This is a genomic window from Streptococcus sp. FDAARGOS_520, assembly GCF_003812685.1.
Taxonomy (GTDB): Bacteria; Bacillota; Bacilli; order Lactobacillales; family Streptococcaceae; genus Streptococcus; species Streptococcus agalactiae.
The window spans coordinates 1,557,280-1,581,770 of record NZ_CP033810.1; the positions used below are offsets into that span (position 1 = coordinate 1,557,280).

Annotated in this window: 26 protein-coding genes; 24 read left to right on the forward strand and 2 right to left on the reverse strand. The window is 38.7% G+C overall.

What is annotated here, in order from left to right:
* Nucleotides 1–319: 319 nt before the first annotated feature.
* Nucleotides 320–697 carry a type II toxin-antitoxin system HicB family antitoxin gene (locus EGX96_RS08400; protein ID WP_000964195.1) on the reverse strand — a complete coding sequence of 126 codons (378 nt, stop codon included), beginning with the start codon at nt 695–697 and terminating at the stop codon, nt 320–322.
* A 52-nt stretch (nt 698–749) separates the two neighbouring features.
* A complete protein-coding gene (locus EGX96_RS08405; protein ID WP_001132272.1) occupies nt 750–935 on the reverse strand; it encodes a type II toxin-antitoxin system HicA family toxin in 186 nt (61 codons plus the stop codon).
* A gap of 100 nt (nt 936–1,035) precedes the next feature.
* Here EGX96_RS08405 and EGX96_RS08410 point away from each other — a divergent pair, with 100 nt between their 5' ends.
* The 24 genes from EGX96_RS08410 to EGX96_RS08520 all read left to right on the forward strand — a co-directional run bounded on the left by EGX96_RS08410 (nt 1,036) and on the right by EGX96_RS08520 (nt 24,392).
* Nucleotides 1,036–1,380 carry an HNH endonuclease gene (locus tag EGX96_RS08410; protein WP_001247767.1) on the forward strand — a complete coding sequence of 115 codons (345 nt, stop codon included), beginning with the start codon at nt 1,036–1,038 and terminating at the stop codon, nt 1,378–1,380.
* Nucleotides 1,381–1,543: 163 nt separating this feature from the next.
* Nucleotides 1,544–2,011 carry a phage terminase small subunit P27 family gene (locus tag EGX96_RS08415; protein ID WP_000532792.1) on the forward strand — a complete coding sequence of 156 codons (468 nt, stop codon included), beginning with the start codon at nt 1,544–1,546 and terminating at the stop codon, nt 2,009–2,011.
* A 2-nt stretch (nt 2,012–2,013) separates the two neighbouring features.
* A complete protein-coding gene (locus EGX96_RS08420; RefSeq protein WP_000805624.1) occupies nt 2,014–2,244 on the forward strand; it encodes a hypothetical protein in 231 nt (76 codons plus the stop codon).
* Nucleotides 2,245–2,247: 3 nt separating this feature from the next.
* Nucleotides 2,248–4,002: a terminase large subunit gene (locus EGX96_RS08425; protein ID WP_025194528.1), complete on the forward strand. Its 1,755-nt coding sequence runs from the start codon at nt 2,248–2,250 to the stop codon at nt 4,000–4,002.
* A gap of 160 nt (nt 4,003–4,162) precedes the next feature.
* Nucleotides 4,163–4,366, forward strand: coding sequence for a hypothetical protein (locus tag EGX96_RS08430; RefSeq protein WP_001042282.1), 204 nt, complete (start codon nt 4,163–4,165; stop codon nt 4,364–4,366).
* A 29-nt stretch (nt 4,367–4,395) separates the two neighbouring features.
* Nucleotides 4,396–5,616, forward strand: coding sequence for a phage portal protein (locus EGX96_RS08435; RefSeq protein ID WP_000007730.1), 1,221 nt, complete (start codon nt 4,396–4,398; stop codon nt 5,614–5,616).
* The gene (locus EGX96_RS08440) at nt 5,594–6,259 is read left to right on the forward strand and encodes a head maturation protease, ClpP-related (protein WP_001126088.1); all 666 of its coding nucleotides are present in this window, start codon (nt 5,594–5,596) and stop codon (nt 6,257–6,259) included. Before EGX96_RS08435 ends, EGX96_RS08440 begins: the two co-directional genes overlap by 23 nt.
* A gap of 24 nt (nt 6,260–6,283) precedes the next feature.
* Nucleotides 6,284–7,465: a phage major capsid protein gene (locus EGX96_RS08445; protein ID WP_000461336.1), complete on the forward strand. Its 1,182-nt coding sequence runs from the start codon at nt 6,284–6,286 to the stop codon at nt 7,463–7,465.
* A gap of 135 nt (nt 7,466–7,600) precedes the next feature.
* A complete protein-coding gene (locus EGX96_RS08450; protein ID WP_000301152.1) occupies nt 7,601–7,903 on the forward strand; it encodes a head-tail connector protein in 303 nt (100 codons plus the stop codon).
* Nucleotides 7,900–8,247 carry a phage head closure protein gene (locus EGX96_RS08455; protein ID WP_000632972.1) on the forward strand — a complete coding sequence of 116 codons (348 nt, stop codon included), beginning with the start codon at nt 7,900–7,902 and terminating at the stop codon, nt 8,245–8,247. Before EGX96_RS08450 ends, EGX96_RS08455 begins: the two co-directional genes overlap by 4 nt.
* Nucleotides 8,244–8,621 carry an HK97-gp10 family putative phage morphogenesis protein gene (locus EGX96_RS08460; protein ID WP_000160229.1) on the forward strand — a complete coding sequence of 126 codons (378 nt, stop codon included), beginning with the start codon at nt 8,244–8,246 and terminating at the stop codon, nt 8,619–8,621. Before EGX96_RS08455 ends, EGX96_RS08460 begins: the two co-directional genes overlap by 4 nt.
* Nucleotides 8,618–9,043, forward strand: coding sequence for a hypothetical protein (locus EGX96_RS08465; RefSeq protein WP_000559945.1), 426 nt, complete (start codon nt 8,618–8,620; stop codon nt 9,041–9,043). Before EGX96_RS08460 ends, EGX96_RS08465 begins: the two co-directional genes overlap by 4 nt.
* A 15-nt stretch (nt 9,044–9,058) precedes the next feature.
* Nucleotides 9,059–9,616, forward strand: coding sequence for a major tail protein (locus EGX96_RS08470; protein ID WP_000521115.1), 558 nt, complete (start codon nt 9,059–9,061; stop codon nt 9,614–9,616).
* Between the two features lie 107 nt (nt 9,617–9,723).
* On the forward strand, nt 9,724–10,044 hold the full coding sequence (gpG, locus tag EGX96_RS08475) for a phage tail assembly chaperone G (RefSeq protein WP_000273026.1): 321 nt from the start codon (nt 9,724–9,726) through the stop codon (nt 10,042–10,044).
* A 23-nt stretch (nt 10,045–10,067) separates the two neighbouring features.
* Nucleotides 10,068–10,241, forward strand: coding sequence for a hypothetical protein (locus EGX96_RS11135; RefSeq protein ID WP_000928086.1), 174 nt, complete (start codon nt 10,068–10,070; stop codon nt 10,239–10,241).
* A gap of 12 nt (nt 10,242–10,253) precedes the next feature.
* The gene (locus EGX96_RS08480; RefSeq protein ID WP_000526768.1) at nt 10,254–14,195 is read left to right on the forward strand and encodes a phage tail tape measure protein; all 3,942 of its coding nucleotides are present in this window, start codon (nt 10,254–10,256) and stop codon (nt 14,193–14,195) included.
* Complete coding sequence (locus EGX96_RS08485) at nt 14,192–15,715, forward strand: distal tail protein Dit (RefSeq protein ID WP_000668937.1); 1,524 nt, start codon at nt 14,192–14,194, stop codon at nt 15,713–15,715. Before EGX96_RS08480 ends, EGX96_RS08485 begins: the two co-directional genes overlap by 4 nt.
* Nucleotides 15,706–19,833 carry a glucosaminidase domain-containing protein gene (locus EGX96_RS08490; RefSeq protein WP_047200816.1) on the forward strand — a complete coding sequence of 1,376 codons (4,128 nt, stop codon included), beginning with the start codon at nt 15,706–15,708 and terminating at the stop codon, nt 19,831–19,833. Before EGX96_RS08485 ends, EGX96_RS08490 begins: the two co-directional genes overlap by 10 nt.
* Nucleotides 19,834–19,845: 12 nt before the next feature.
* Nucleotides 19,846–21,837 (forward strand): DUF859 family phage minor structural protein, encoded by a 1,992-nt coding sequence (locus tag EGX96_RS08495; RefSeq protein WP_047200325.1) that lies wholly within the window; start codon nt 19,846–19,848, stop codon nt 21,835–21,837.
* 13 nt (nt 21,838–21,850) lie between these two features.
* On the forward strand, nt 21,851–22,177 hold the full coding sequence (locus tag EGX96_RS08500; protein ID WP_000404431.1) for a DUF1366 domain-containing protein: 327 nt from the start codon (nt 21,851–21,853) through the stop codon (nt 22,175–22,177).
* 28 nt (nt 22,178–22,205) lie between these two features.
* On the forward strand, nt 22,206–22,364 hold the full coding sequence (locus EGX96_RS08505; protein WP_418287329.1) for a CD1375 family protein: 159 nt from the start codon (nt 22,206–22,208) through the stop codon (nt 22,362–22,364).
* Nucleotides 22,365–22,376: 12 nt separating this feature from the next.
* A complete protein-coding gene (locus tag EGX96_RS08510) occupies nt 22,377–22,679 on the forward strand; it encodes a hypothetical protein (protein ID WP_000215499.1) in 303 nt (100 codons plus the stop codon).
* 1 nt (nt 22,680) lies between these two features.
* Nucleotides 22,681–22,935: a phage holin gene (locus tag EGX96_RS08515; RefSeq protein ID WP_000611524.1), complete on the forward strand. Its 255-nt coding sequence runs from the start codon at nt 22,681–22,683 to the stop codon at nt 22,933–22,935.
* Nucleotides 22,936–23,060: 125 nt separating this feature from the next.
* Nucleotides 23,061–24,392 carry a GH25 family lysozyme gene (locus tag EGX96_RS08520; protein ID WP_000257237.1) on the forward strand — a complete coding sequence of 444 codons (1,332 nt, stop codon included), beginning with the start codon at nt 23,061–23,063 and terminating at the stop codon, nt 24,390–24,392.
* Nucleotides 24,393–24,491 lie beyond the last annotated feature (99 nt).

Sequence of the window (24,491 nt, forward strand, 5' to 3'; positions counted from 1 at the left end):
GAAAACGGTAGAGGTAGCGCCTTGATAATTGGATTGTCGACGGTCTGATTATATGTGTCGGTTCGATTCCGACTGTTCCTGTAGCTGCGTTTGCTAAAAACACGCATTAAGTTATAGTCTTAGTGGTGGAAAACGTCGTTTAACTGTTGTACGGAAACAACAGCGCAACTATCATGCGATAACAGATAGCGTTTAGGGCACGTTACTTGACGAGACAAGCGTGAAGAGGCGTTTAGTGTTAGTCGTCCGAATAAATAAACACTCAGTCATCACATTGTGGTGGCTTTTTATTATGCAAAAAGAACCACAACGGTGGCTCTTATGCTTGTAATTTTAATTCAAGTGCTTCAGTAAGGACTTGAGAAAAGTTGAGGTTTTTATCTTCGGCTGCGTTGTTCAACCACTCAGGAATAGTCACGTTTTTGCGTACCTTCTTAGAGTGATATTTTTTCATGTAGGCAATCATATCAATGCCAATTAAAGCAATATCAGAACCAAGATACTGTTCTTTTAAATCAGAAACGGAGCTCGCCTTTGGATAGTCAGTATAATCCTCAAGGGCAAAACCTAAGACTTCGACAGCCATTTCGTAAGCTTCTTGAAAGTCTTCACCTTGAGTGATTGCTTCAGGGACATCTGGAAATGTAACCATGATATAATCTGAGTCTTGTGTAAATATAGCTGGATAAACTAACATAATGATTCTCCTTTGATTATTGTGAGATAAGCAAGTCATCTTGTCAAGCGGATTATTTCAAACCCGCTTGTTTTAAGATGGTATCTTCAAGACCCTTACCAAGGTCTTTATTGTGCATTGGAACGATTGTTTGGTGTCCTAAATCATCACGAAGTTTTTTATGACTACCGTTTTGACTAATTTCATAAAACCCGTTCTTTTTAAGCAATTTAATCATTTGCTTAGGGGTCATTGGCATATTGCTTACCTCACTTTCTATACTTATATTATACACATAAAAGACATGTTTGTCAAGTAAAATACGCATAAAATACTTATTTTTTATTGGAGGTCAGGCAATGAGACCACAGAAATTAACTATCTCAAGAGGTAGACGAACAACTGTAGACTACGATGATAGGTCAGCTGAGTACAGAGATTATAATCGTAACAGATGGAAGTATGACAAGAAGACTAAACAATTTTATAACTCTAAGATTTGGAGAGAGACAAGCAAACAAGTCTTGTTGCAGAGTGATTATGTCTGTGCTATGTGTGGAGGAGAAGCAACTATGACTGACCACATTATCTCAGTTAAGAAAGATTGGAGTAAAAGGTTAGACTGGAACAACCTACAAGCGAGCTGTAAAGCGTGTAATGACAGTAAAGCGATAAGAGAAAGATGTAAAAGCCATGGCGAATAAACGGCTATAAAAAAACGATATACGGCACAAATGTTCGGAAAATACCCCGCTTGTTTTTGAACGGGCGTGTATTGTTCGTGTTTTTGAGAACGCGGCCTTTTTCGTGCAAAAAATTCCCTTTTTGAAATTTTTGAACTGTCAATTTTTGTGTAAAGGAGGTCCTATGGGGAGAAAATTAAAAGTAGTTGAAACGACAAAAAAACACCTTACTAAAGAAGAGAAAAAAGTCCGAGAAACCGCTCAAGAAAAGGCTTCTGACGGTCTTGCGAAATTGCAAGTAACACCACCGCGGCACTTAAACGAAGTGGCTAGAGCTGAGTATAGAAGAATTATAAATGACCTGCAGACCCTACCCATAAGAAACTTAGATAGAGGGCTTCTTGAACTATATTGCACATGGTACGCAATATATAAAGATGCAGTCAAAAAATTAGATGAAGTTGGCTATTTTGCGAATGATCCAGACAAAGGTTTAATTCCGAGTCCGCTTATTTTAACACTGGAAAAGGCTACAACTAATATCAGAAGTAGTGCTAGCCAATTAGGTTTAACAGTTGACAGTCGTATGAAAATGTTTATTCCTAAAGAAGAGGAAAAGCCCAAGAGTATTTTTGATAAATTTGGAGGATAAAAATGAAGCCGGTTAAAGAATTTACTATTAAATGGTTAGGGAACGACAAGTTTCCGATTGTTGAAATCAACGGTGAGAAAATAAATAGCATCACTAAAATAGTTGTTAAATACGATCCAAATGACGCCCAAAATAATCCATGGGATAATGGCTTTTTAGTGGAGTGTATTGGCAAAGAAGGTGGTCGGTATTATAAGCAAACGATAGGGCAGTCGTTTGGCGTAGGTTCGTAGGTGATAAAAGTGGAATACGATTATTCAGCAATCAGCGACATCTATAAAGATGACGCTTTTTATTATGCAAAAATGGTTGTTGACGAAGAGATAAAAGCAAGTCAAAAAGTTTTCAAAGCATGCTTGAGACATTTGAATGACCTCAAAAAAATAGGCGATGACAATTTTAAATTTATTTATCTACCAGAAAAAGCGGCCGATCCAATTCATTTCATTGAAATTTTACCAGACGTCAAAACTGGAAAACCATATCCGTTAGCCAAATTTCAAAAGTTTATTATATCTAATCTGTATGGATGGCGTAAAAAAAACGACCATTCTTTGAGACGATTTAGAAAAGCTATGATTTCTGTTGCTCGTAAAAACGGTAAAACAATTCTAATAGCTGGTATTTTGCTTTATGAATTTTTGTTTGGTCATAACCCATCTATGAGCAGACAACTATTTTGTACGGCTAATGACCGAACACAGGCTAAAATAGCTTGGGATATGGCTAAAAAGCAACTATCTTCTCTAAGAGGTAAAGATGAAGATGTTAGAAAAGCCACTAAAATTGTTAGGGACGAACTCAAAAATTTGCATGACGAATCCTATATTAGGGCCCTTAGTCGCGATACGGGAGCGGTTGATGGATTTGAACCTTATGTTGGTGTCTTAGATGAGTTCGCAGCATCAAAGACTAATGAAATGCTAGAACTTTTAGAATCTGGTCAAGGTCAGCTTGATAACCCGTTTATCTTGATTATTTCGACGGCTGGGGTGGATTTGAATGTCCCAATGCACACAATTGAGTATCCATACATCACTAAAATACTAGATGGAGAAATTGTAGATGATGGCTATTTTGGATATGTCGCGGAGCAAGACAACGAAGAAGAGATTAAAGATGAATCTAATTGGATAAAATCTAATCCAATACTCGAAGTAGAAGCTCTGCACGATAAGATCATGGACTATCTACGAACTCGTAGACGAGTATCTCTCGAAACAGGGGAAATTAATAAAGTCCTGATTAAAAACTTTAACATGTGGCGTCAATCTAGCGAGGAATCCTATATTGACAAGCAATCTTGGGAACTTGCTCAGATTGATAAACCAGACACCACAAAACGCAGAGTTTGGCTAGGTGTTGACGTCGGTCGTGTTAGCGACTTGTTCGCTATCACACCAGTCGTTATGATGGATGACTATTGGTACATCGATAGCTTTTCTTTTGTTGCTACAAAATATGGTTTAACTGCTAAAGAAAAGCGGGATGGTGTATCTTATAGTAATTTGGAACGTCAAGGTTATTGTGAGATAACAACACTTGAAAGCGGGGTTATTGATGATGAGCGTGTCCTAGAAAAAATTGAAGAGATGGTCTATACCAACGAGTGGGAAGTTAATGGAATTTGCTTTGACCCTTATCAGTTTGGAACATTACTTACAATGATTGAAAAAAGGCATCCAGAGTGGCCTCTGATAGAAGTTTCGCAGACGACAATGGTTTTGAACATGCCGACAAAACAATTCCGTGACGACCTCAAAAAAGGCAAAATAAAGCACTCTGGTAACCCTTTGCTGACCATGGCTGTAAACAACGCCTATATCAAGACTGATAACAATGGTATGAGGATTGATAAGAATAAGAATAGCAATAAGATAGACCCTCTGGACGCAGCTTTAGACGGGTATGCAGTTTGTTACTTAGAGCCATTTGATGGTTCTGGCTACTGGACAAGCGAAAAGATTCTAGGAGGAGAGACACTGTTTTGATTGGTTTTATTTTAAAAAACATACATACATTAATCTTATTAGTTGGACTAGGACTGTTAATATACGGTCTTTTTTTGTTTGGCGATAAAGTCGGCTTTATATCAAGTGGTCTTATCTTGGTTATTTTAGCTATCTACGTAGATAGCATAGGAGGAAGAAAATGAATAAACGTATTAAGAAAAAACGAAAAATTGAAAAAAAAGTAGCGTTACTGATTGCAGAAAACGCATTGCAAGCTGATGCGCTAAGGAATCAGCATAAAAGAATTGAGCAACTCGAACAAATTGTAGAACACAATGCTCAAGCAACTAATAATGAGTTAAGTCGCATCAAGAAAAAACACAAAAACCGCTGGAAAAAGTAACAGACCTCTAGAAAGGAGGTGAGAAATCTATGAGTTTTTTTCAACCTTTGGGGAGTTCAAAGGTATCTTACGATGACTATGTAGCATCTGTTCTGGCCGGCGATATCTCTCAAAAATATTTAGGAGTGTCGGCGTTAAAAAACAGTGACATTTTGACAGCGACGTCTATTATTGCTGGAGACATTGCTAGGTTTCCGCTCGTTAAAAAGGATGTTAATGGCGACATCATCCACGATGAGGATATTAATTATCTTTTAAATGTTAAATCCACAAATAATGCGAGTGCTAGGACTTGGAAATTCGCTATGGCAGTCAATGCCATTTTGACCGGCAACTCCTTTTCTCGCATTTTGCGCGATCCAAAAACAGGTCAAGCGCTGCAATTTCAGTTTTATAGACCATCAGAAACAACAGTCGAGGAAACGGACAATCATGATATTGTCTACACTTTTACTGACACTTTGACTGGTAAAAAAATTAAATGCTTTGCTCATGATGTCATACACTGGAAATTCTTTAGCCATGACACAATTTTGGGAAGGTCTCCGCTTTTATCTTTAGGAGATGAGATAGACCTACAAAAAGGTGGTATCAATACCTTAATTAAATTCTTCAAGGATGGATTTTCTAGCGGTATCTTAAAAATGAAAGGTGCTCAATTAAGCGGTGAAGCACGTAAGAGAGCCAGAGTTGAATTTGAAAAAATGCGCGAGGGTGCAATTGGTGGTAGTCCTTTAGTATTCGATGATACGCAAGAATATACACCACTTGAAATTGATACTAACGTGTTGCAACTAATCACAAGTAACAATTTTTCAACCGCTCAGATTGCTAAAGCTTTGCGGGTCCCTAGCTATAAGCTTGGGGTTAATAGCCCAAACCAGTCTGTTGCTCAACTTATGGAGGACTATGTCACAAATGACTTGCCTTTTTATTTTGACGCAATTACAAGTGAGTTAGGTCTTAAAACACTAAACGACAACGACAGGCGTCTCTATCATATCGAATTCGACACACGAAGTGTCACAGGTCGTAATGTTGATGAAATTGTCAAGCTGGTTAATAACCAAATATTAACACCTAATCAAGGCCTTGTCGAACTTGGTAAGCAAAAATCTACAGATCCTAATATGGATAGGTATCAGTCGAGCCTAAACTACGTCTTTTTAGACAAAAAAGAAGAATATCAGGACAAGATTGGTATCAAAGGGAAAGGAGGTGAGGTAAATGCCAAAGAGGATAAATCTTAAAGGGCCACTAATTTCAAATAATTCTCAAGAAGTTTACGACTATTACGGAATGGAAGCTGTTAGTGCAAAAAGTATTTTTGATAACCTTCCCGAAGACAATAGCGATATTGTTTTGGAAGTTAACTCAAATGGTGGTCTTGTTACAGTCGGAAGTGAAATCTATACGGCTTTGCGAAATTATAAAGGAAAAGTAACCGCAGAAATCACTGGTATGGCTGCAAGCGCAGCATCAGTGGCTGTTATGGGAGCTGATAAAGTCGTCATGAGCCCAACCGCTCAGATGATGGTGCACAAAGCACTTTTTAATCGGGTGTCTGGTAATAGCGATGTTCTAGACAAAGCTTCTAACGCTCTGAAATCTAGCGATAAAGCTATCGTGAATGCCTATGTCGCAAAAACAGGGTTATCGGAAGATGAAATCATGGATTTGATGCGAAATGAAACGTTTATGTCCGCTCAAGATGCCGTAGAAAAAGGTTTTGCTGACGAAGTGATGTCGTTTGAAGCAGTCGCTAGCATTGATAATTCGATGTTGCCGCAAGCGGTAATTGATGATTATTACGCAAGTAGAAATAAACGTAAAAAAGAAATTAGCAATATGTTGCTAGAAATCGAAAAAGAAGAAATTTTACAAGGGCTATAGGCTCATTTTTTATTGGAGGAATTTATGTTCGAAGAAAAAATTAAAGAAATTAAAGCGACTATCGCTGGCTTAAACCAAACAATTGCTACGAAAACAGCAGAAGTAAAAAACTCTTTGGAATCAGATGACCTTGAAACTGCTCGCTCAATTAAAGCAGAAGTTGAAGAAGCTAAAGCAAGCCTAGCAGAAGCAGAAAACGACTTGAAATTATATGAATCTAGCATTGAAAAAGGCGGTGCAGAAAATACTGGAGGAAAAGAAGTGCCACAAGAAACTAAAACATACCGCGAAAGCGTTAACGAATTTATTCGTTCAAAAGGAACAGTAACTAACGAAACTTTGCGTTTTGAAGGGAAAGACGAGGTTCTTATCCCACTTAACCAAACAACTCCTGTAGATCCTAAAACGGACGGTGTTAAGAAAAAAGATGTAAAACCTGTCTCTAGTGAAGAAATTTTATATACACCAGCTCGTGAAGTTAAGACAGTTGTTGATTTGAAACAATTCACTAGCATCCACCCAGCTAAAAAAGCATCAGGAAAATGGCCGGTATTACAACGTGCAACAGAGAAAATGGTAAGCGTTGAAGAATTGGAAAAAAATCCAAAACTAGGCAAACCACAATTTAAAAACGTCGAATGGGAAATTAAAACTTACCGTGGAGCTATCCCGTTGTCTCAAGAGTCAATTGACGACGCAGATGTAGATTTGGTTGGTATTGTTGCTGAAACAATCGGTCAAATGAAAGTTAATACAACAAATGACGCTATCGCAACAATTCTCAAAAAATTCGAAACTAAGACAGTAAAAAACTTAGACGAAATCAAGAAGCTTCTCAACGTTGATTTAGACCCTGCTTACAACGTGTCGTTTATTGTATCTCAAAGTTTCTATCAAACAATGGATACACTAAAAGATAAAAATGGTCGTTACCTATTGCAAGATTCAATCACTTCTGTTTCTGGGAAAGTATTTCTTGGAAAACCTGTTTTTGTCTTATCTGATGACGTAATTGGTAAAGACTCGGCTTTTGTCGGAGATTTTAAACGTGGTGTATTATTTGCTGATCGTAAAGACTTAGGGCTTCGTTGGGCAGATAATGAAATCTACGGTCAATACTTGCAAGCTGTGCTTCGCTTTGGCGTTTCTAAAGTTGATGACAAAGCTGGATACTATGTGACATTCACACCCAGCGAAAGCCTCTGAGAAAGAGGCGAAACCAACTAGTAAGAGCACTGTAGAAGAAATCAAACGCTATTTAACAAGTCAAGGAATTGACTTTAGTGGTAAGACATTGAAATCAGATTTACTTGCACTAGCAGGCGTTGAAGAGGTATAGCTATGGCTGTATCGAAAGAGTTATTAGACAGTGTAAAGCTCTATTGTAAAATTGACTTTGATTTTGAAGATGACATCATCGAAGAAATGATTAAATCGGCACAGGAACAAATCTGTTTTGCGATAGAAGATGGCTCAACCGCAGACACGTTCAAAGATAGCGCTAAATTTGCGTTAGCTGTAAAAAAACAGGTTAAGGAGGAATACGATCACCGTGGTCTATCTGCGGATAGTAATCGCTATCCGCTTGCTAACGGTGTTCTGAACATTATCCACCAACTCAGACTGAGGGGTGGTGACGCATGATAACGCGGAAGATGAATGTTAGAATTACTATCTTTAACCAAACAGGCGGACAAAACGAAGATGGTGAAGTTGTAGACAACATTCGTGAAGATTTGTATACCTGTTGGGCGGAAGTTATAAAAACGCAACTGAGAGATTTTAATTATCAATCGAAATTTCAAAATGCAAGTGATTTGCCTACAAACAAAGATACAAAAACGTTTTTAATCAGATACAATCCTAAATTGTCCATCGATAACACTATGTTTGTCGATTTTAACAAACGTATATATAAGATTGACAAAATTGAATTGGACGAGTCTGGTAAAGATATTACTATGATTAGCGGGGTTAGCATGTCATGACAAAAGGACTTGATGGTATTTTGGATAATCTTACTAAACTTGAGGTTAAAGCGCCTAACGCTGCGAAAGGAGCGGTTACGCAGGTTGCTGAGGAGTTCGAAAAGGCTTTGTCTAGAAATACACCAATAGATTATTCAGTTTATGTTACTAAATTGAAATATGATACTACGACAAGTGGTTTCAAAGGAGCTAACGTCGGCATTATATCAAAAGATATCGGTTACGGTCGAAAAACTGGTTGGCGCGCTCATTTCCCGAATAGTGGGACAATCTATCAAAAAGGACAAGACTTTGAGGAAAAGACTATCAATGAGATGACGCCGAGAGCAAGAGAAATTTACGCTCAAAAAGTTAAGGAGGGACTTGGGCTTTGATTGCTGAGACAACAGCTTATAAATTATTAAAAAACGATAGGACATTGAACGAGTTGTTGGATAAGCTCAGAGGTGGTCCTTTTAAAAATGGGTTTGAACAAGGTATTTTTACTTACGATATACCAGACAACCCAATTGATGTACGAAAAGTAGAGCTAGCCCCATTTATGCGCATAAATACGACGTACGATGGACCATCCCTATATGCGGATGATGATATGGTTAGCAATGAACAACGTATTACAATCAATTTTTGGTGTAAAACGGCTTCTCAGTCTGACCAGATTGCGAAGTGTATAGACGATGTTTTAAAAAAAGGCGGTTTTGAAAGATATACCGCAAATGAAAAGCCAAGATACAAAGATAGCGATATTGACTTACTAATGAATGTAAGGAAATACCGCTATTTTGATTTTTATTAAGAAAAGAGGAACTAAATGGGAAAAGTAAAATTTGGACTACGTGATTTCCAGTATGCAGTGCTTGGAGATGATGACAAAGTAAAAGAAAAAAAAGATGGCGTCAAGCCATTGCCTGGGATGAAAGCAGCGAAACTTGATATTACTAACGAGTTAGTGACAGTTATGGCAGATGATGGACCGTATGTTGTTTTATCTGGCGGTATTACGGAAACTAAATTAGAAATTGAGGTGTTAGATTTGACGTCCGAAGCTCGGCAAGCTTTCTTTGGTATAAAGGCAGAAAATGGTATTGAAAAATACAATAAATCGCTCACGCCTAACAATGTTGCTTGTATGTTTAGAACAAGTGATGAAAATGGCAAAGCGATTTGGGTTGGCTTGCTAAAAGGTAAATTTAACATTCCAGGCATGGATACAAAAACAAAAGAGGGTGCACCTAACCCAGAGGCAGACAAGGTAACGGGTAACTTTGTGGCTCGCGGCGAAGACGGTGATGTTATCGTTATCGGTCGCGAAGCTGCAAGTGATTTTAATTTAGAAACATTCAAAGGAATGGTATTCCCAAAGTCGTAGTGGAAGACCATCGAAGTTCTGATGGTCTTCCTGATAGTCGCCACGGAGATGAAGTTGTTTAAGGTTGGATTTTAAATCCAACCTTTTATTTTTGATAAGGAGTAGATATGTACGAAATTACACTAAAAAAAGGCGGTGTTGATAAGACTTTTGCGAAGGATTTCATCAATGTTGAAGATAATCTATTAGCAGTTGAACATCAAGTTAGGCAAAGCGCTGTATTTAGCAGTGATGAACACCGCTTGGATGCAAAAGAGCACCGCAAATTAAACGAATCATACTTACAAATGTTTGTTGAAATGTACGGAAATCAATTTACTATCGATGACTTAAAACAGTCAGACATGACTGTTTTGGACAAATTGAATGATCTTTTTGTTGACGCTTTAGGCGGAGAAAAAGAGGAAGACGAAAAAAAGGAACGATAACTCCTCAAGAAGCTAAAGACAACTTGCTCTTGTGGATTCAGAGTCTGCTAAAAAATGGTTATACCATTTTAGATATCAAAAAAATGCGCTTATCAGATATAGAATTGATGGTGCAAGCACTAGAGATAAACTTTGCTGAAAAAGAAGAAGTGGTTGAAACAACCTTGGACAAGGCTTTTCCATTCCTTTTCGGCTAGAAAGGAGAATAGATGGGAAACATAGGTGATTTAGTAGCAACTGCAACTCTTGACATAGCGCCTTTTATGGCTAACACAAGAAACCTAAAAACTTACATGAAAACTTTAGATAACTCTCTTAAAGCTGTTGAAAATAGCTTTAAAGGTCACGGTAGTCGTGTAAAAGGACTTAAAGCTGTTTATGCAGAAACGGGTAGTGCTCTGAAAGGTTATCAAGAGTTACTTAAGCGACAATCACAAAAATACAGTGAATTAAAAGAAAGTATCGGTGATGTTGACAAAGCCACTGCCAAACAAAAAAAATCATTAATTAACGCCAAGTCAGCAATGATGGAGACTGCGGCAAAAGTTTCAGAATTGCAAAGTCGCTTAAAAGCACTCGCAACAGAAACAAGTGTTTTTACTCGTTTTGGCAACGCAGCAGAACAAGCTGGGAAAAAGATGAGGTCGTTTGGAGATTCTGTGTCTGGTGTTGGCGCTGCTTTTACTAAAGGGGTTACAGCACCTATTGCAGCAGGAGCAGGATATGCAATTAAAGCAGCAATTGAATATGAAGATGCGTTTGCTGGTGTGAAAAAGACTGTTGATGAAGTAAAAGACTCGAACGGAAAAGTAATTTATTCTTATGATATGTTGTCTAAAGGGATTAGGCAAATGGCTAAAGAGATACCAGCATCAACAACCGAAATATCTCACGTTGCAGAAGCAGCTGGCCAATTGGGTATTAAAACAAAAGACATCTTAGGGTTTACTCGTGTCATGATTGACATGGGAAAATCTACTAACTTGTCATCAGAAGAAGCTGCAACAGCATTAGCTAGGTTTGCTAATATCACACAACTAGATCCATCTAGGTACAGCAATCTAGGTAGCTCAATTGTTGAATTGGGTAACAACTTTGCGACAACTGAAAAAGAAATCGTTGAAATGGGTCTTCGCTTAGCTGGTACAGGTAAGGTTGTAGGATTGACAGACCCTCAAATTCTTGGTTTGGCAACAGCTATGAGCTCTGTTGGTATCGAAGCGGAAGCGGGCGGTTCGGCGTTTAGTCGTGTCATGCAAAAAATTAATACACAAGTGTTGTCTAGTGGCGAAGATTTGTGGAAGTTTGCAAAAATTGCTGGTAAATCCGCTGATGAATTTGCTGCGTCTTGGAAGAAAAATCCACAAGAAGCCATTATTGACTTTGTCAAAGGGTTGAAGCGTTTTAAGGATGAGGGCAAAGACGTAACCGCTTACCTAAAAGATATGGATATTAATTCCGTGCGTGAAATTGATACATTGCAACGTCTAGCAGGAGCAGGCGATTTGTTAGGAGATGCTTTTAAATCGGCTAATAAAGGTTTTAGTGAAAACAAAGCATTGATGAATGAAGCTAACAAACGCTATGAAACAACTGCATCTAAATTACAGATGTTAAAAAACCAAGTGAATGATGTTGCTATTGAATTTGGAGGACCTCTAATTGACGCACTACGCGATGGTTTAGAAGCGAGCAGACCTTTTATCAAAGGAGTAGCTGACTTAGCAAAGAGTTTTAGTTCTCTCGACAAAGAACAACAACGCCAAATCATAAAATGGGGGCTCATTGCAGCTGCATCTGGGCCTGCTCTATCCATTTTTGGTAAAGGCGTCGGTGTCATCGGTGGAACGATTCAAGGACTAGGAAAATTAAGCAAAACGTTAGGCACACTCTCCGGGAGTCTGGGAGCAGCAAAAACTGGAGCTGCTGCTTTAGGAGTTGGAGCGGAAGGTGCAACTACTGCATTAACTGGAATGAGTGGAGCGGCAGCATTGCTAGGGAATCCCGTAACTTGGGGTGTTGTGCTAGGAGGAGCTGCTGCGCTTGCTGTCGGATACTTTGCTCAAAAAGCCTACGAAGCGCACCAACGTACGCAAGAGTGGGGGACTAAAGTTAGTCAAGTACAAGCCAATGAACTGCAATCCTTTAAAGATAAGGTTGATCAAACAAATCAATCAATGGAAGGCTTTAGAGGGGGAGCTGAACAGGTTAACTCCGTGAAGACAGCGTTCCAAGGTTTAGTTGCTGAAATTGAAAAGCTAGAAAATAAAGATTTAAGCGAAAAAATCAAACTTGCAGAACAATTTGGTTTTAGCCAAGGTACGATGGACCAAATAAAAAAATCTAGCCGACAAACTGTAGAGAATGTTAAACAGATGTCTGATGAAGTTATCAATATCTATCAAAATGCTAGTAATGAACACAGAAGATTAACCGAAGAAGAAAAAGCTGTTGTATTAGCGAATCAAAACGAGCTTATCAATGTGCAACTGTCAAAATTGAACTACTCTGCTAAAGAGAAAAAAGCTATCGTAAAAGCAATGAATGGCGATTTAAATTCATTGAATAGCCAGCAATTAACCAAAGCTCTTGAAGTTACTGAAAAATGGATAAAAGCAGAAAATAAGTCATACAATAAACTCAAAAGTGGTCTTAAAAAAGTTTACGACTCTATAAAAGGTAATGACAAAGAGGCTGTCAAAACTCGCGAAGAGATACACAAGAAGCAACAACAACTTGAAGCAGACCATTACTTAAAAATGGAAGCTTACGGCAAGCGCTACGCTGCAATTCAAAAGAAATTGCTAAAAGGTACTGCTAAATATTTAGACCCTCAATTGCAACAAGCGATGGTTAATGATGTTAAAAAGCAAATGAAGGAGCTTGGTTTGTCTTACGAAGAGTTGATGACAAAGACAACCAAAGCGGCTTCAAAAGCGCAAGAAGTGAATACAATGTGGGCTAGAACCACTAAGAAATCTACAGAAGACCAAAAGCTTGCTAATTCGCAGTGGAACGGACTTGTCTGGAATCCCAAAACAGGTAAGTTAAAAACCAATGCTAAAGAGGAAGTAGCCAAGGCTCTTGAAGCGGAAGGTGGCTGGGACAGACTTAAGTTTATTGCTAAAAACGCAAACCTAGAAACAAACGCTCGGATAACCATGGCAGAAGTACTTGTAGAGACTGGCAAATGGGATACCCTTACTCCAGAAGAGAAAGAGTTAGTTGTTGATGGGCATCAAGGTATTCAAGCTATAGTAGAAAGTAAGCAACATTTAGAAATATGGAATAGTTTGCCAGAAGAAGTTAAGCGGATTTTAGGGGATAACAAAGACTTCCTGAATAAAAAAGGAGTTGCAACACGAACTCTTGAAAATTGGAATGCTTTAAAACCAGACGAAAAAAAATTACTCGCTAAAAACTTAACAAAAAAAGGGAAAGATGAAGCACAAAAAACGATCAATAGCTTAGTCGGAAAAGAAGTCAAAGTGACAGCGGCTAATAAAACATTGTCCGGAGTTAACAGCGCTCAAAGAACATTAAATAGTGTGCAAGATAAACATGTCACTATTTGGGCGTCAATCAAAAAAACTGCGAGTGACTTATGGAGCAAACTAACAGGATACGCTGTTGGTACAGACTACCACCCTGGTGGACTTGCGATGGTCAACGACCAAAAAGGTTCTTTATATAAAGAGTTAGTAACATTACCAAACGGACAATCTTTTATCCCAGATGGACGTGACGTTATCTTGCCACTCCCTCGTGGTTCGAAAGTCATGAAAGCAAGTGCTACTCGTGATTACATGTATGACTTAGGAATACCAAAATATGCAAACGGTATTGGTTTTGACAACACTAAGATTGCTAATATCACGCAACGAATGAGCGAACTTCCTAAAAACACAGTGACTTCAACAACAGATGATAAGTTGTATTGGATGATTGAGGAAATGATTGCAGTTTTAAAATCTACTAAAGATAACAGCGTTATTGAGCAAGCTTTAGACATTGCAGAACAAGCAATAGAGCGTCCAGTAGAACTTTACTTACAGGACGGTCAGTGGGTAGCTAAAGTTGCGGACCGCATTACAAATTATCAAACGCAACGAAATAGTCGCAATAATCGAATGAAAGGAATGCTAAATTGAAATTTATTTATGACGGTGTAGACATGTCTAAATTTTTTAGGATATCTCGTGTTGAGCGGTCTATAGGAAATGAACGAACATTGTCGTTGAATGAGACGTTTCAACTTGGTACAGCTATTCGTGGCATAAAGACGGGCGCTAAAATTATCAAAGTACATATAGAGCCACTAGAAATAAATGGCGTTTTAACCGAGCAATTAAAACATGAACTTGCTGGTGTGTTAAATGTTGACAAGCCTAAAAAAATGACGTTCGGAGATGAACCAGATAAGTACTATCTCGGGCTTGCACAAGGTGAGATTTCGACAGAAAAAGTAGCAAGGTGGTATCAGAGGGCTGTTATCACTTTTTTAATTCCAGATGGCGTCGCTCATTCAACTACTTACAAAAAGTTTTTAGATTACACGCAAGATGGAAATAAACTAACATTTAAATTGCAAAACGAGGGTAACACCAATGCGTTGCCAATTATCAAAATAAAACACAACTCCGAAAATGGCTACATCGGCATCGCAAACGAAACAGGTGCTTTTGCACTTGGATCATCAGAAGAAGAAGACGGGACTATCGTGCATCGCAACGAAGTCCTTTTTGATTACTCAAAAGCGATAGCACAATCTTTGGATGGTGCGCCAAACGTCGCAAAACTTAATCACATGCCACCGACGTACGATACAGAGCTGAAACGGATGCGCATTGATAACATCTTAGGTTCTGGCAAGGGCGGTGAATATGTTGTTATTGGAAATAGAGGCACCACACCGGGATACACAGAACATGTAGGAACTCGCACATTTGACATTAAACCAGATTCTAATGGAGAGTATACGATGAACGAACATTTTTGGTGGCAACAGATTTTTATTGCTACTGCGCAGGATCAGAAAGGTTTTTTAAAGCTTTGTGTAACGGGAATCGACGATGAAGGAAATGACGAGTTTTTGTATGGAATCGAAACTTACAAACGGAAAAATGGTTTTGAAACAGAGTACAATTTTTTTGCGCTTGATGACGACGGTGTGGGTTGGAGATTTTATAAGCAGTTTAAATTCCAAGCAGACAGAAATTATCACAATCCTTTTTCAATGAATAGAAGTAGAGCGGTTGAGATTTTCAGGGAAGAAGATAAGTTTCGTATTTATTTTAACGGTGCGCATCATCATGTAACTGTTCCATCTCTTAAAGGGAAAAAATCCCGCAAGATACACCTTGCAATGGGAACATGTAGTGATAGTTCTAAATATATCAATTATAATCTTTTTGAAAAAGTTAATTTTGAAAAAATGGGAGTGTCTCATTACAACAATATCGTCAATAAATATCAACCAGGGGATGAGGTTATCATTAACTTTGAAAATGATACAGTCAAAACCAAAGAGCTTAATTCCTTACAGGACATGGTCTTAGGCTCTCAACCAATATCTATACCACCGGGAGAGTCAGAGTTGGTTATGCAGTTATCTAAATTTTCTCAGTCTGCACCAAATGTTGAGATACTTATGGAAGAGAGGTGGTTGTAATAACTCTAGTAATACACGACGCAAAGTTACATCCAGTTTTGCTTTTAGACAATGATAAACAAGGAGCACTTAATTATTATGATGATTTGTGGACTAGACAGCTCACAACTGGTTCGTCAGCCTTTGAGTTTTCAGTTTATAAAAAAACGCTGTTGGGTGACAATCCACTTAATCACAAATATCACGCACTAAACGATCAAGCATTTGTCTCTTTTGTACACAAAGGTAAAGTACAATTGTTTAACATCATGCAAGTCGAGGAAACAGAGACAAAAATACGTTGCCTTTGCGAAAATCTTAATTTAGAGTTACTCAACGAGTATTGCAACGCATATAAAGCAACTAAAGCGATGTCGTTTGAAGAGTATCTTGTAGCATTTGATATTTTAAATTGGGGTGCTTTGACAATTGGCACAAACGAAGTCAAGGACAAAAAACTCACTTTGGAATGGACTGGCCAAGATACTAAGTTAGCTCGCTTGTTATCGATTGCTAATAATTTTGATGCAGAAATTGAGTTTGAAACGCAACTACACAATAACCACACTTTTAAAGCTTTTATAGTAAACGTCTATAAAGAATACGAAGAAGGAAAGTCATACGGTGTTGGTCGTGACAGAAGTGACACTGTGCTTAGATACCAAAAAAATATCGCTGGTATTACTAAAAAGCTTGATAAGCGTCAGATTTATAACGCAATACGTCCTTACGGTAAAAAGACTGTAAAAGGTGAGCGTGTTGTCTCTAATCCTGTTACACGTAAAGTCACTAAGACAGTTGGCTCTAACAAGACTTACTTAGGCGGCGATATTAAATATTACGGTCACACAATCAAAAAAGCCAACGTACAAGCGATTATAAACTATGCTGTACAATACAACATTTTGCCAAGTGGCATCATTACACAGCTTTATTTAGAGAGTTTCTGGGGTGATTCGACAGTTGGTAAACGTGACAACAATTGGGCAGGTATGAGTGGAGGAGCACAGACACGTCCTAGCGGAGTAAAAGTCACTACTGGTATGGCTCGTCCTGCAAACGAGGGCGGAACGTACATGCACTATGCAAGTGTAGATGACTTTTTAAAAGATTACACTTATCTTTTAGCAAAACAAGGGATTTATAATGTCGTCGGCAAAAAGAATATAGCAGACTATACAAAAGGGCTTTTTAGAGCTGGTGGAGCTAAATATGACTATGCAGCAGCAGGATATCAAAGCTACACAAATTTGATGACTAATATCCGAAATGGTATCAATAAAGTAACTGGAAATATCCTCAATACGATTGATAAGCTGTGGCAGACTCCTGTAAAGCCCATAACCGCCGTAAACGTCGCTAGAAGAGCCACTAAAACAATACAAGCTATTAATGAGGCTACTAAGCTGAAAGGGCGCAGAATCGGTTCTGGACAGTGTTATGCGCTATCTGGGTGGTATGCAAAAAAATTGGATGGCGCTTGGATTGACAGCTCGGTTGGTGGTATTAGAGGTCGTATCGGAGGCGGTATGGCTGCTGCCTTAATCGGCACTGATTATAACTGGGGTGCTTATGGTTGGAAGCTAGACAGGTCGCCTAATGCTGGCAACTTGCAAGCTGGCGGTATCTATAATGTTAAAGCAAATTTTGGTGCTCCATTTTATACAACACAATGGGGGCACACAGGGATTATCAAGAGTGTGTCTAAAACAAGAGTCACTGTCTTAGAGCAGAATTACGCTGGACGCATGTATGTCATGGAAAACTCGTATGAGATTAACGCTTTTGCTAGAGGATTGCAGACAGTATGTTACCCTCGTGAAATAGCGCAAGGTATGTCTGTCAATGGTGCAACTACTCAGCAAGTTACTGGTGGAACACAGATATCGTACGAAGAAGTTGTACAAGAGGCGCAAACAGAAACATATGAAGAAGAACAAATCATCTATATTGACAACTCTATCTACAAAGAGTGGAAAGATGAAAACGGTAAAGTAGAGTACTATCTCAAAAATGGATTTTTGTACGCACCACTTTCAAGAGACCGCTATCCATCTGTTTTAACCGGTAATGAGACACGAGACAACTGGATACGAAAAGACATGGAAGTCGAGACTGATAGTCAAGAAGTCTTGATGTCAACAGGTCTAAAAGACTTAAAAGCACACGCATATCCAGCAATTACATACGAAGTTGATGGCTATGTTGACTTAGAACTTGGTGATGTTGTGCGGATACAGGACGACGGATACGAGCCACCGCTGATTTTGACAGCACGAGTAGTTGAGCAAGAAATATCCATAACAAATCCCAGCTCTAACAAAACTAAATTCAGCAATTTTGTCGAAAAAGAAAGTCAGTTAGCTTCTGATTTAATCAGTGATATGTTGCGTCTATACGATGAGTCAATTCCATACGAAATCAAACTAGCTACTTCGAATGGTGTCGCTTTTAAAAATGGCACTGGTGAATCTGTCCTAACTCCTAGCTTGCAAAAGAACGGGAAAGACTATGAAGCAGTTTATTTTTATAAAAATGGTGACTCGCTAATTGATATCGGACCATCGCTAATCGTTAAAGCAAGCGACTTTAACCACGTTTTAAATATAACAGTTGAGGCATATTTAAATGAGGAACTTGTAGCAAGCACACAAATATCATTTACAGACACTGAAGACGGTGCTGACGGGAAAGATGGCGCACCGGGACCACAAGGACCTCCCGGTGTAAACGGACTGCAAGGTCCAAAAGGTGACCAAGGCATTCAAGGTCCAGCTGGTGCTGACGGTAAAGCGACTTATACGCATATAGCATACGCCCTTGACGAGAACGGATCAACTGGCTTTAGTGTATCTGATAACGTTGGCAAAACGTACATAGGTATGTATGTTGATGATAATATCATAGACTCAAACGACCCTAAAAAGTACAAGTGGAATTTGATAAAAGGCGCAGATGGTGCTAGAGGTATCCAAGGTCCAGCTGGTGCTGACGGTAAGACACCTTACTGGCATGTAGCGTATGCAAACAGCTCAGATGGGACAGTTGACTTTAGCGTGTCTGATAGTGCAAACAAGCGCTACATTGGGCAATATACTGACTACGATGCAATAGATTCAAGTGACCCTAAAAAATACCGCTGGACTGACATGGTTGGGACGGTTGTCGTCGGGACAAACAATCTGATTGATGGTACAAAATCATTTTTTGGGACTGATTGGTTTACTTCTGCAACGCTAGAAGACGAGAACCTCTCTAATTGTCCTTTCACGCTTAAAAAATGGATTAGTGGGCAAAAAGTGTCGCATGCAAAAGATATCATGGTCGAGCAAGGTGTAACGTACACTTTTAGTGCTTATGTTAAACGTGAGGTAGCTGGGAATTTATATTTTTATCTTTATGATATAGCAGATGGTTTTATTACTAGCGATACCCCACGAGAGACAATTATAAAAAACGTTGACTCTAGTCTCAGACGTTTTGAAATCACTTTTACACCAACTAAGACAGGTAGGATTAGACCAAGGTTCGCGATGGTGTCATCGGAGCAAGGTAGTTTCAGCTCTGGTGGGTTTATGCTCGTTAGGGGAAATAAAACAGGCGACTGGCAGGAATCAGAAGCTGATAAAGCAAGTAATCTTGATTCAAAAGCTGACGAAGCGTTTACAGTTGAGCAACTAAATGCACTCGCTGAACGTGCTCGCATCGCAGAAGCTGAATTGCAATCTAAAGCAACGTTAGACACAGTCAACGACTGGGTTAAAGCATTGCAAGACGAAATCAAAGCACGAGAGGGAGGACAAAAGTTATCAGAACAAAAACTGATAGACTTTTCTAATCGCATGATAGCAGTACAGCAAACAATTGGGGAGATGCAGATACGCACTGATTTTGTTAATAAATTTATGAGTCAGTCAGAGGACGGTCTTGTAATCGGACAAAAAGATGGAACGTCAAGCGTTAGAGTTGATAACGATCGCATCAGTTTTTACTCAAGTGGTAAAGAAGTAGCATATATAGCTCAGAGTGTGCTTGTTATTGATAGCGGTATTTTTACAACTAAACTGCAAATTGGACGTTATCGTATTGAGCAATACGAACTAAACGCTGATATTAACGTCGTAAGATATGTCGGGTAGAAAGGAGGATAGATGACAACATATTATAGTAACTCTGACAAGAGTTATCGCTTAACTTATATTGTTGACGAGGTTTCAACGTCGGTTGCAGACAATAGTAGTCAAGTAAGGTTTAGGCTCTATTTGACTTCTGGCACTAACAGTTACGCTCAGTATAGTTTTGGTGGATATGCCTGGGTGGGTGCTAAATATGACTTTAACGCACCTTCCTCTATCGGTTTTAACGGCAATCAATTGTTGATTGATAAAACTATCAGAGTTCCACACGATTCAAATGGAGATGAAATAGTCGTTGTTGCTGCTAAATTGCTAGGTCCAGGTGGATACGCACCCGGAACGTTGACGATACCAGACCAACAATTTAAACTAACGAAGCTATCTCGTGCAAGTACTGTATCTGTATCTAGCGGCTATTTTGGAGATGCGCTAAATGTTAATATCAATCAAAGTTCAAGTGATTTTACACATGATGTAAGATACAACGTGAATGGTATCACTGGAGTTGTTGCTAGTGATATAAAAGGTTCAACAACTTTTAAAACAAGTTTAGATTGGGCTAATACGGTTCCAAATGCAACTAGCACACCTGGAACAATATACGTTGATACAAAATCTAACGGTTCTGTCATTGGGACGTCAACCGCTATTTTTTATCTGACTTTACCTGATAGTGTTAAACCAACAATAGCAAGTCTTGTTTTATCGGATACAAATCAAAAAGCATCTGCATTAGTAGGTGCTAATAATTTTGTGCAAATTGTATCCAATCCAATTGTCACTTTTAATGGTGCTGTAGGAGCATATGGGTCGACGATAGCTAGTTATTATGCGGAGGTGGTTGGCAAAAACCAATCCACGCAGCAAAATGGTGGTCCGCTCGGGATATTTAACTTTAGTGGCAAAGCAACTATTAAAGCTACAGTTACAGATAGTAGGGGCAGGGTGTCAGACCCTATTACCGCAGAAGTAAACGTCATTCCGTACTTCCCACCTGCGTTCAGTTTTACCGTAACCAGAGCAGGCGCTAAAAATGACAATTTGGTTGTTACTCGCAACGCTAAAATTGCACCTCTTATTGTTGATGGCGTACAAAAAAATAAGATGATGTTGACTTTTAAGACAGCGCCACTCAATACAACTAGCTTTACAGTTGATACTTCTAACGCTAGTGGGACATATACGTCAACCGCAGAACTTGTTAACTCAACAGCAACTTTGAGTGGCACGTATGGACCAGATAAATCGTTTGATGTTTACGGCTTGCTAAGTGATTTGTTTTCTGTTAGCGGTGGTGGAACGCCTGTAAAACAGACCGTATCAACAGAATCTTTTCCGCTAGCATGGCACAAAAATAGCGTTGGAATTGGTACACTACCTAAAATCGATGATTCAGGTTCTTTAAACGTCGCTGGGAATATCTACTCTGATGGCAAGCCAATCCAACAAAAACAACTTGCTTTAAATAATGGTGGCTCTTTTAGACATGATGACACTGACCTAAATAGCTTGCAAGACACAGGTTTTTATTGTGTATTTAGAGGTGCTAATAGACCTGTAGGGGCAGGTCCTGGGTACGTAACAGTTGTAAGACACCAGACGGCAAACTATGCTTATCAACAATTTTACGACCGTACAAATAAAACTATATTTACGCGGTTGCTGGAAAACGGTGCTTGGAGCACATGGAGTGAGTACGCTAAAAAAGATAGCTTGCCTACAACGATAGACTCAGGCTGGCAGTCAATCGGCAATGGTTTTAGTTATAGGCAGACAGGCAGTACAGTCACCGTTAAGTACAACTTTGCGACGAATGGCATAGATAAGTTGACGGTTGGCTCTATGCCTACGAATTTGATACCTAGCGACATGATGTTTGCAGTAACGGCTTGGACTATACAACTCAATGTTTTAAATGTTCAAGTGAGCGCAGACGGTCGTATTCTGTGGTTTAATCCGTCAAAATGGACTGTTAACGTAAAAGGTCAAATTCAGTGGACAATTTAAAGGAGGAAAACTATTGGAAATTTTAAACAAATATCCTGTAATGTTAGAAGATAAAAGCATTGCAAAAGTTAATGCAATTGTGGCAGTTGATTTACCTCACGTAAGAGGTAACTTAACTTTTGACTTACCAGTTGACTTTGATAATAAATCTTTTGCAGAAACACTTGAAAAGTGTGAGCAGATATTTTACGACGAAAAGTATAAAGATAAAGCTCAGTCTGAAAAAATGACTGAACTAAGTACATCAACATCAACAGGCACACAAACACTTATCAATCTGATAAGTACGCTTTACGCAAAAGAGGTTTTAAAAGATGAAGATCTTATTGCTATTGGTTAGAATTTTTTTACAGGAAGAAGGGATAGATATGATGATTAAATTATTTGCGATTGACTTATATTATGGACGTATGGCTTGGTCAAGTTTTGTTAAAAAGGGATTTTCAGAGTTTATTAATAACAAAACAAAAGAGCAACTTGCAATTATGTGCGATGAAGAATTACTTGCTGAAATTTTAGCAAGTTAGTGAGGTAGTCGGATGACAGTAGAACAAGCAGAAAGAATCGCTCAATCACAATTTGTGTGGGCTATTCTCTTTATCTTGCTTTTTATGATTGTGGTTGGTTATCTGGTGCGAACGTCTGATAAGCGTGAGAAAAAGCTAATGGATTTCCATGACCAATCAAAATCAGAATCTAACAAACGTGAAGAGTGGCTCAAAGGTCACTTAGATAAAAATACAGAACAGTTACAGGACATTTCTCAGACCATTGGTGTTGTCCAAAAGGAGATGTCTTATATGAGTGACCGCATTGGTCGTCTAGAAAAAGAGGAGAAATAACATGATTAATTGGAAAGTAAGAATTAAAAACAAAGCATTTTGGTCAGCAATTATTCCAGCAATATTTTTAGTTGTACAAGCAGTTGCAAATGTTTTTGGTTATACACTTGAACTTAGTGATTTAGGTAATAAATTGTTAGTAGTTGTTAATAGTGTGTTTTCAGTACTTGTTATTGCAGGTATTGTTACAGACCCAACAACCGAAGGTCTTTCAGACAGTGAGCAAGCATTGACTTACCACGAGCCAAAAAAATAGGAGGGGACATGCGTGCAATCACTAAAATAGCAATGGTACTAGCAATAGCAATACTGTACATACCGCTTGCAGTGGTTGCTTTTTTTAGTTATCCGATTTATTTACTTTTTGGAAAGGAGGAGTAAATGGCAACTTATCAAGAATATAAAAGCAGGTCAAATGGTAACGCTTATGATATTGATGGGTCTTTCGGTGCACAATGTTGGGATGGCTACGCAGATTACTGTAAGTATCTAGGACTGCCATACGCAAACTGTACAAATACAGGATACGCAAGGGATATATGGGAGCAACGTCACGAAAATGGTATCTTAAACTATTTTGATGAAGTGGAAGTTATGCAAGCTGGTGATGTTGCTATTTTTATGGTTGTTGACGGTGTAACGCCTTACAGTCATGTAGCAATTTTTGACAGCGATGCAGGAGGCGGATATGGCTGGTTTTTGGGGCAAAATCAAGGGGGTGCTAACGGTGCATACAATCTTGTAAAAATCCCATATTCAGCAACTTATCCAACAGCCTTTAGACCAAAAAGCTTTAAAAACGCTGTTACTGTAACTGATAATACCGGTTTAAATAAAGGTGATTACTTTATCGATGTATCGGCTTATCAACAAGCAGATTTAACAACGACTTGTCAGCAGGCGGGCACTACAAAAACGATTATCAAGGTATCCGAGTCAATTGCTTGGCTGTCTGACAGACATCAACAACAAGCAAACACAAGCGACCCAATTGGCTATTACCACTTTGGACGTTTTGGCGGTGATAGTGCTTTAGCGCAACGGGAAGCAGACTTATTTTTGTCTAACTTACCAAGCAAAAAAGTATCATACTTAGTCATTGACTATGAAGATTCCGCAAGCGCAGACAAGCAAGCTAACACAAATGCAGTTATTGCATTTATGGATAAAATCGCTAGCGCTGGATATAAGCCTATTTATTACAGCTATAAACCATTTACGCTTAATAATATTGATTATCAGAAAATTATCGCTAAGTACCCTAATAGCATTTGGATAGCTGGTTATCCAGACTACGAAGTACGAACAGAGCCGCTGTGGGAGTTCTTCCCTTCAATGGATGGTGTTCGCTGGTGGCAGTTTACAAGTGTAGGAGTAGCAGGTGGTTTAGATAAAAATATTGTGTTGTTAGCAGATGATAGTAGCAAAATGGATATACCTAAGGTTGATAAGCCACAAGAACTTACTTTTTATCAAAAACTAGCTACTAACACTAAATTAGACAACTCAAATGTACCTTATTACGAAGCAACTCTTAGCACAGACTATTATGTAGAGTCTAAGCCAAACGCAAGTAGCGCTGATAAAGAATTTATCAAGGCAGGAACTCGTGTAAGAGTTTATGAAAAAGTGAATGGATGGTCACGCATTAACCATCCAGAGTCGGCGCAATGGGTAGAAGATAGCTACTTAGTTAACGCAACAGATATGTAAAAATAAACGAAAGGAAAAGCTCCTTTAGATAAGACAAATGCCCTCGCTTTGCGGGGGCTATTTTTATTGAAATATTGAAATCTCTTTATAAAAATAGTA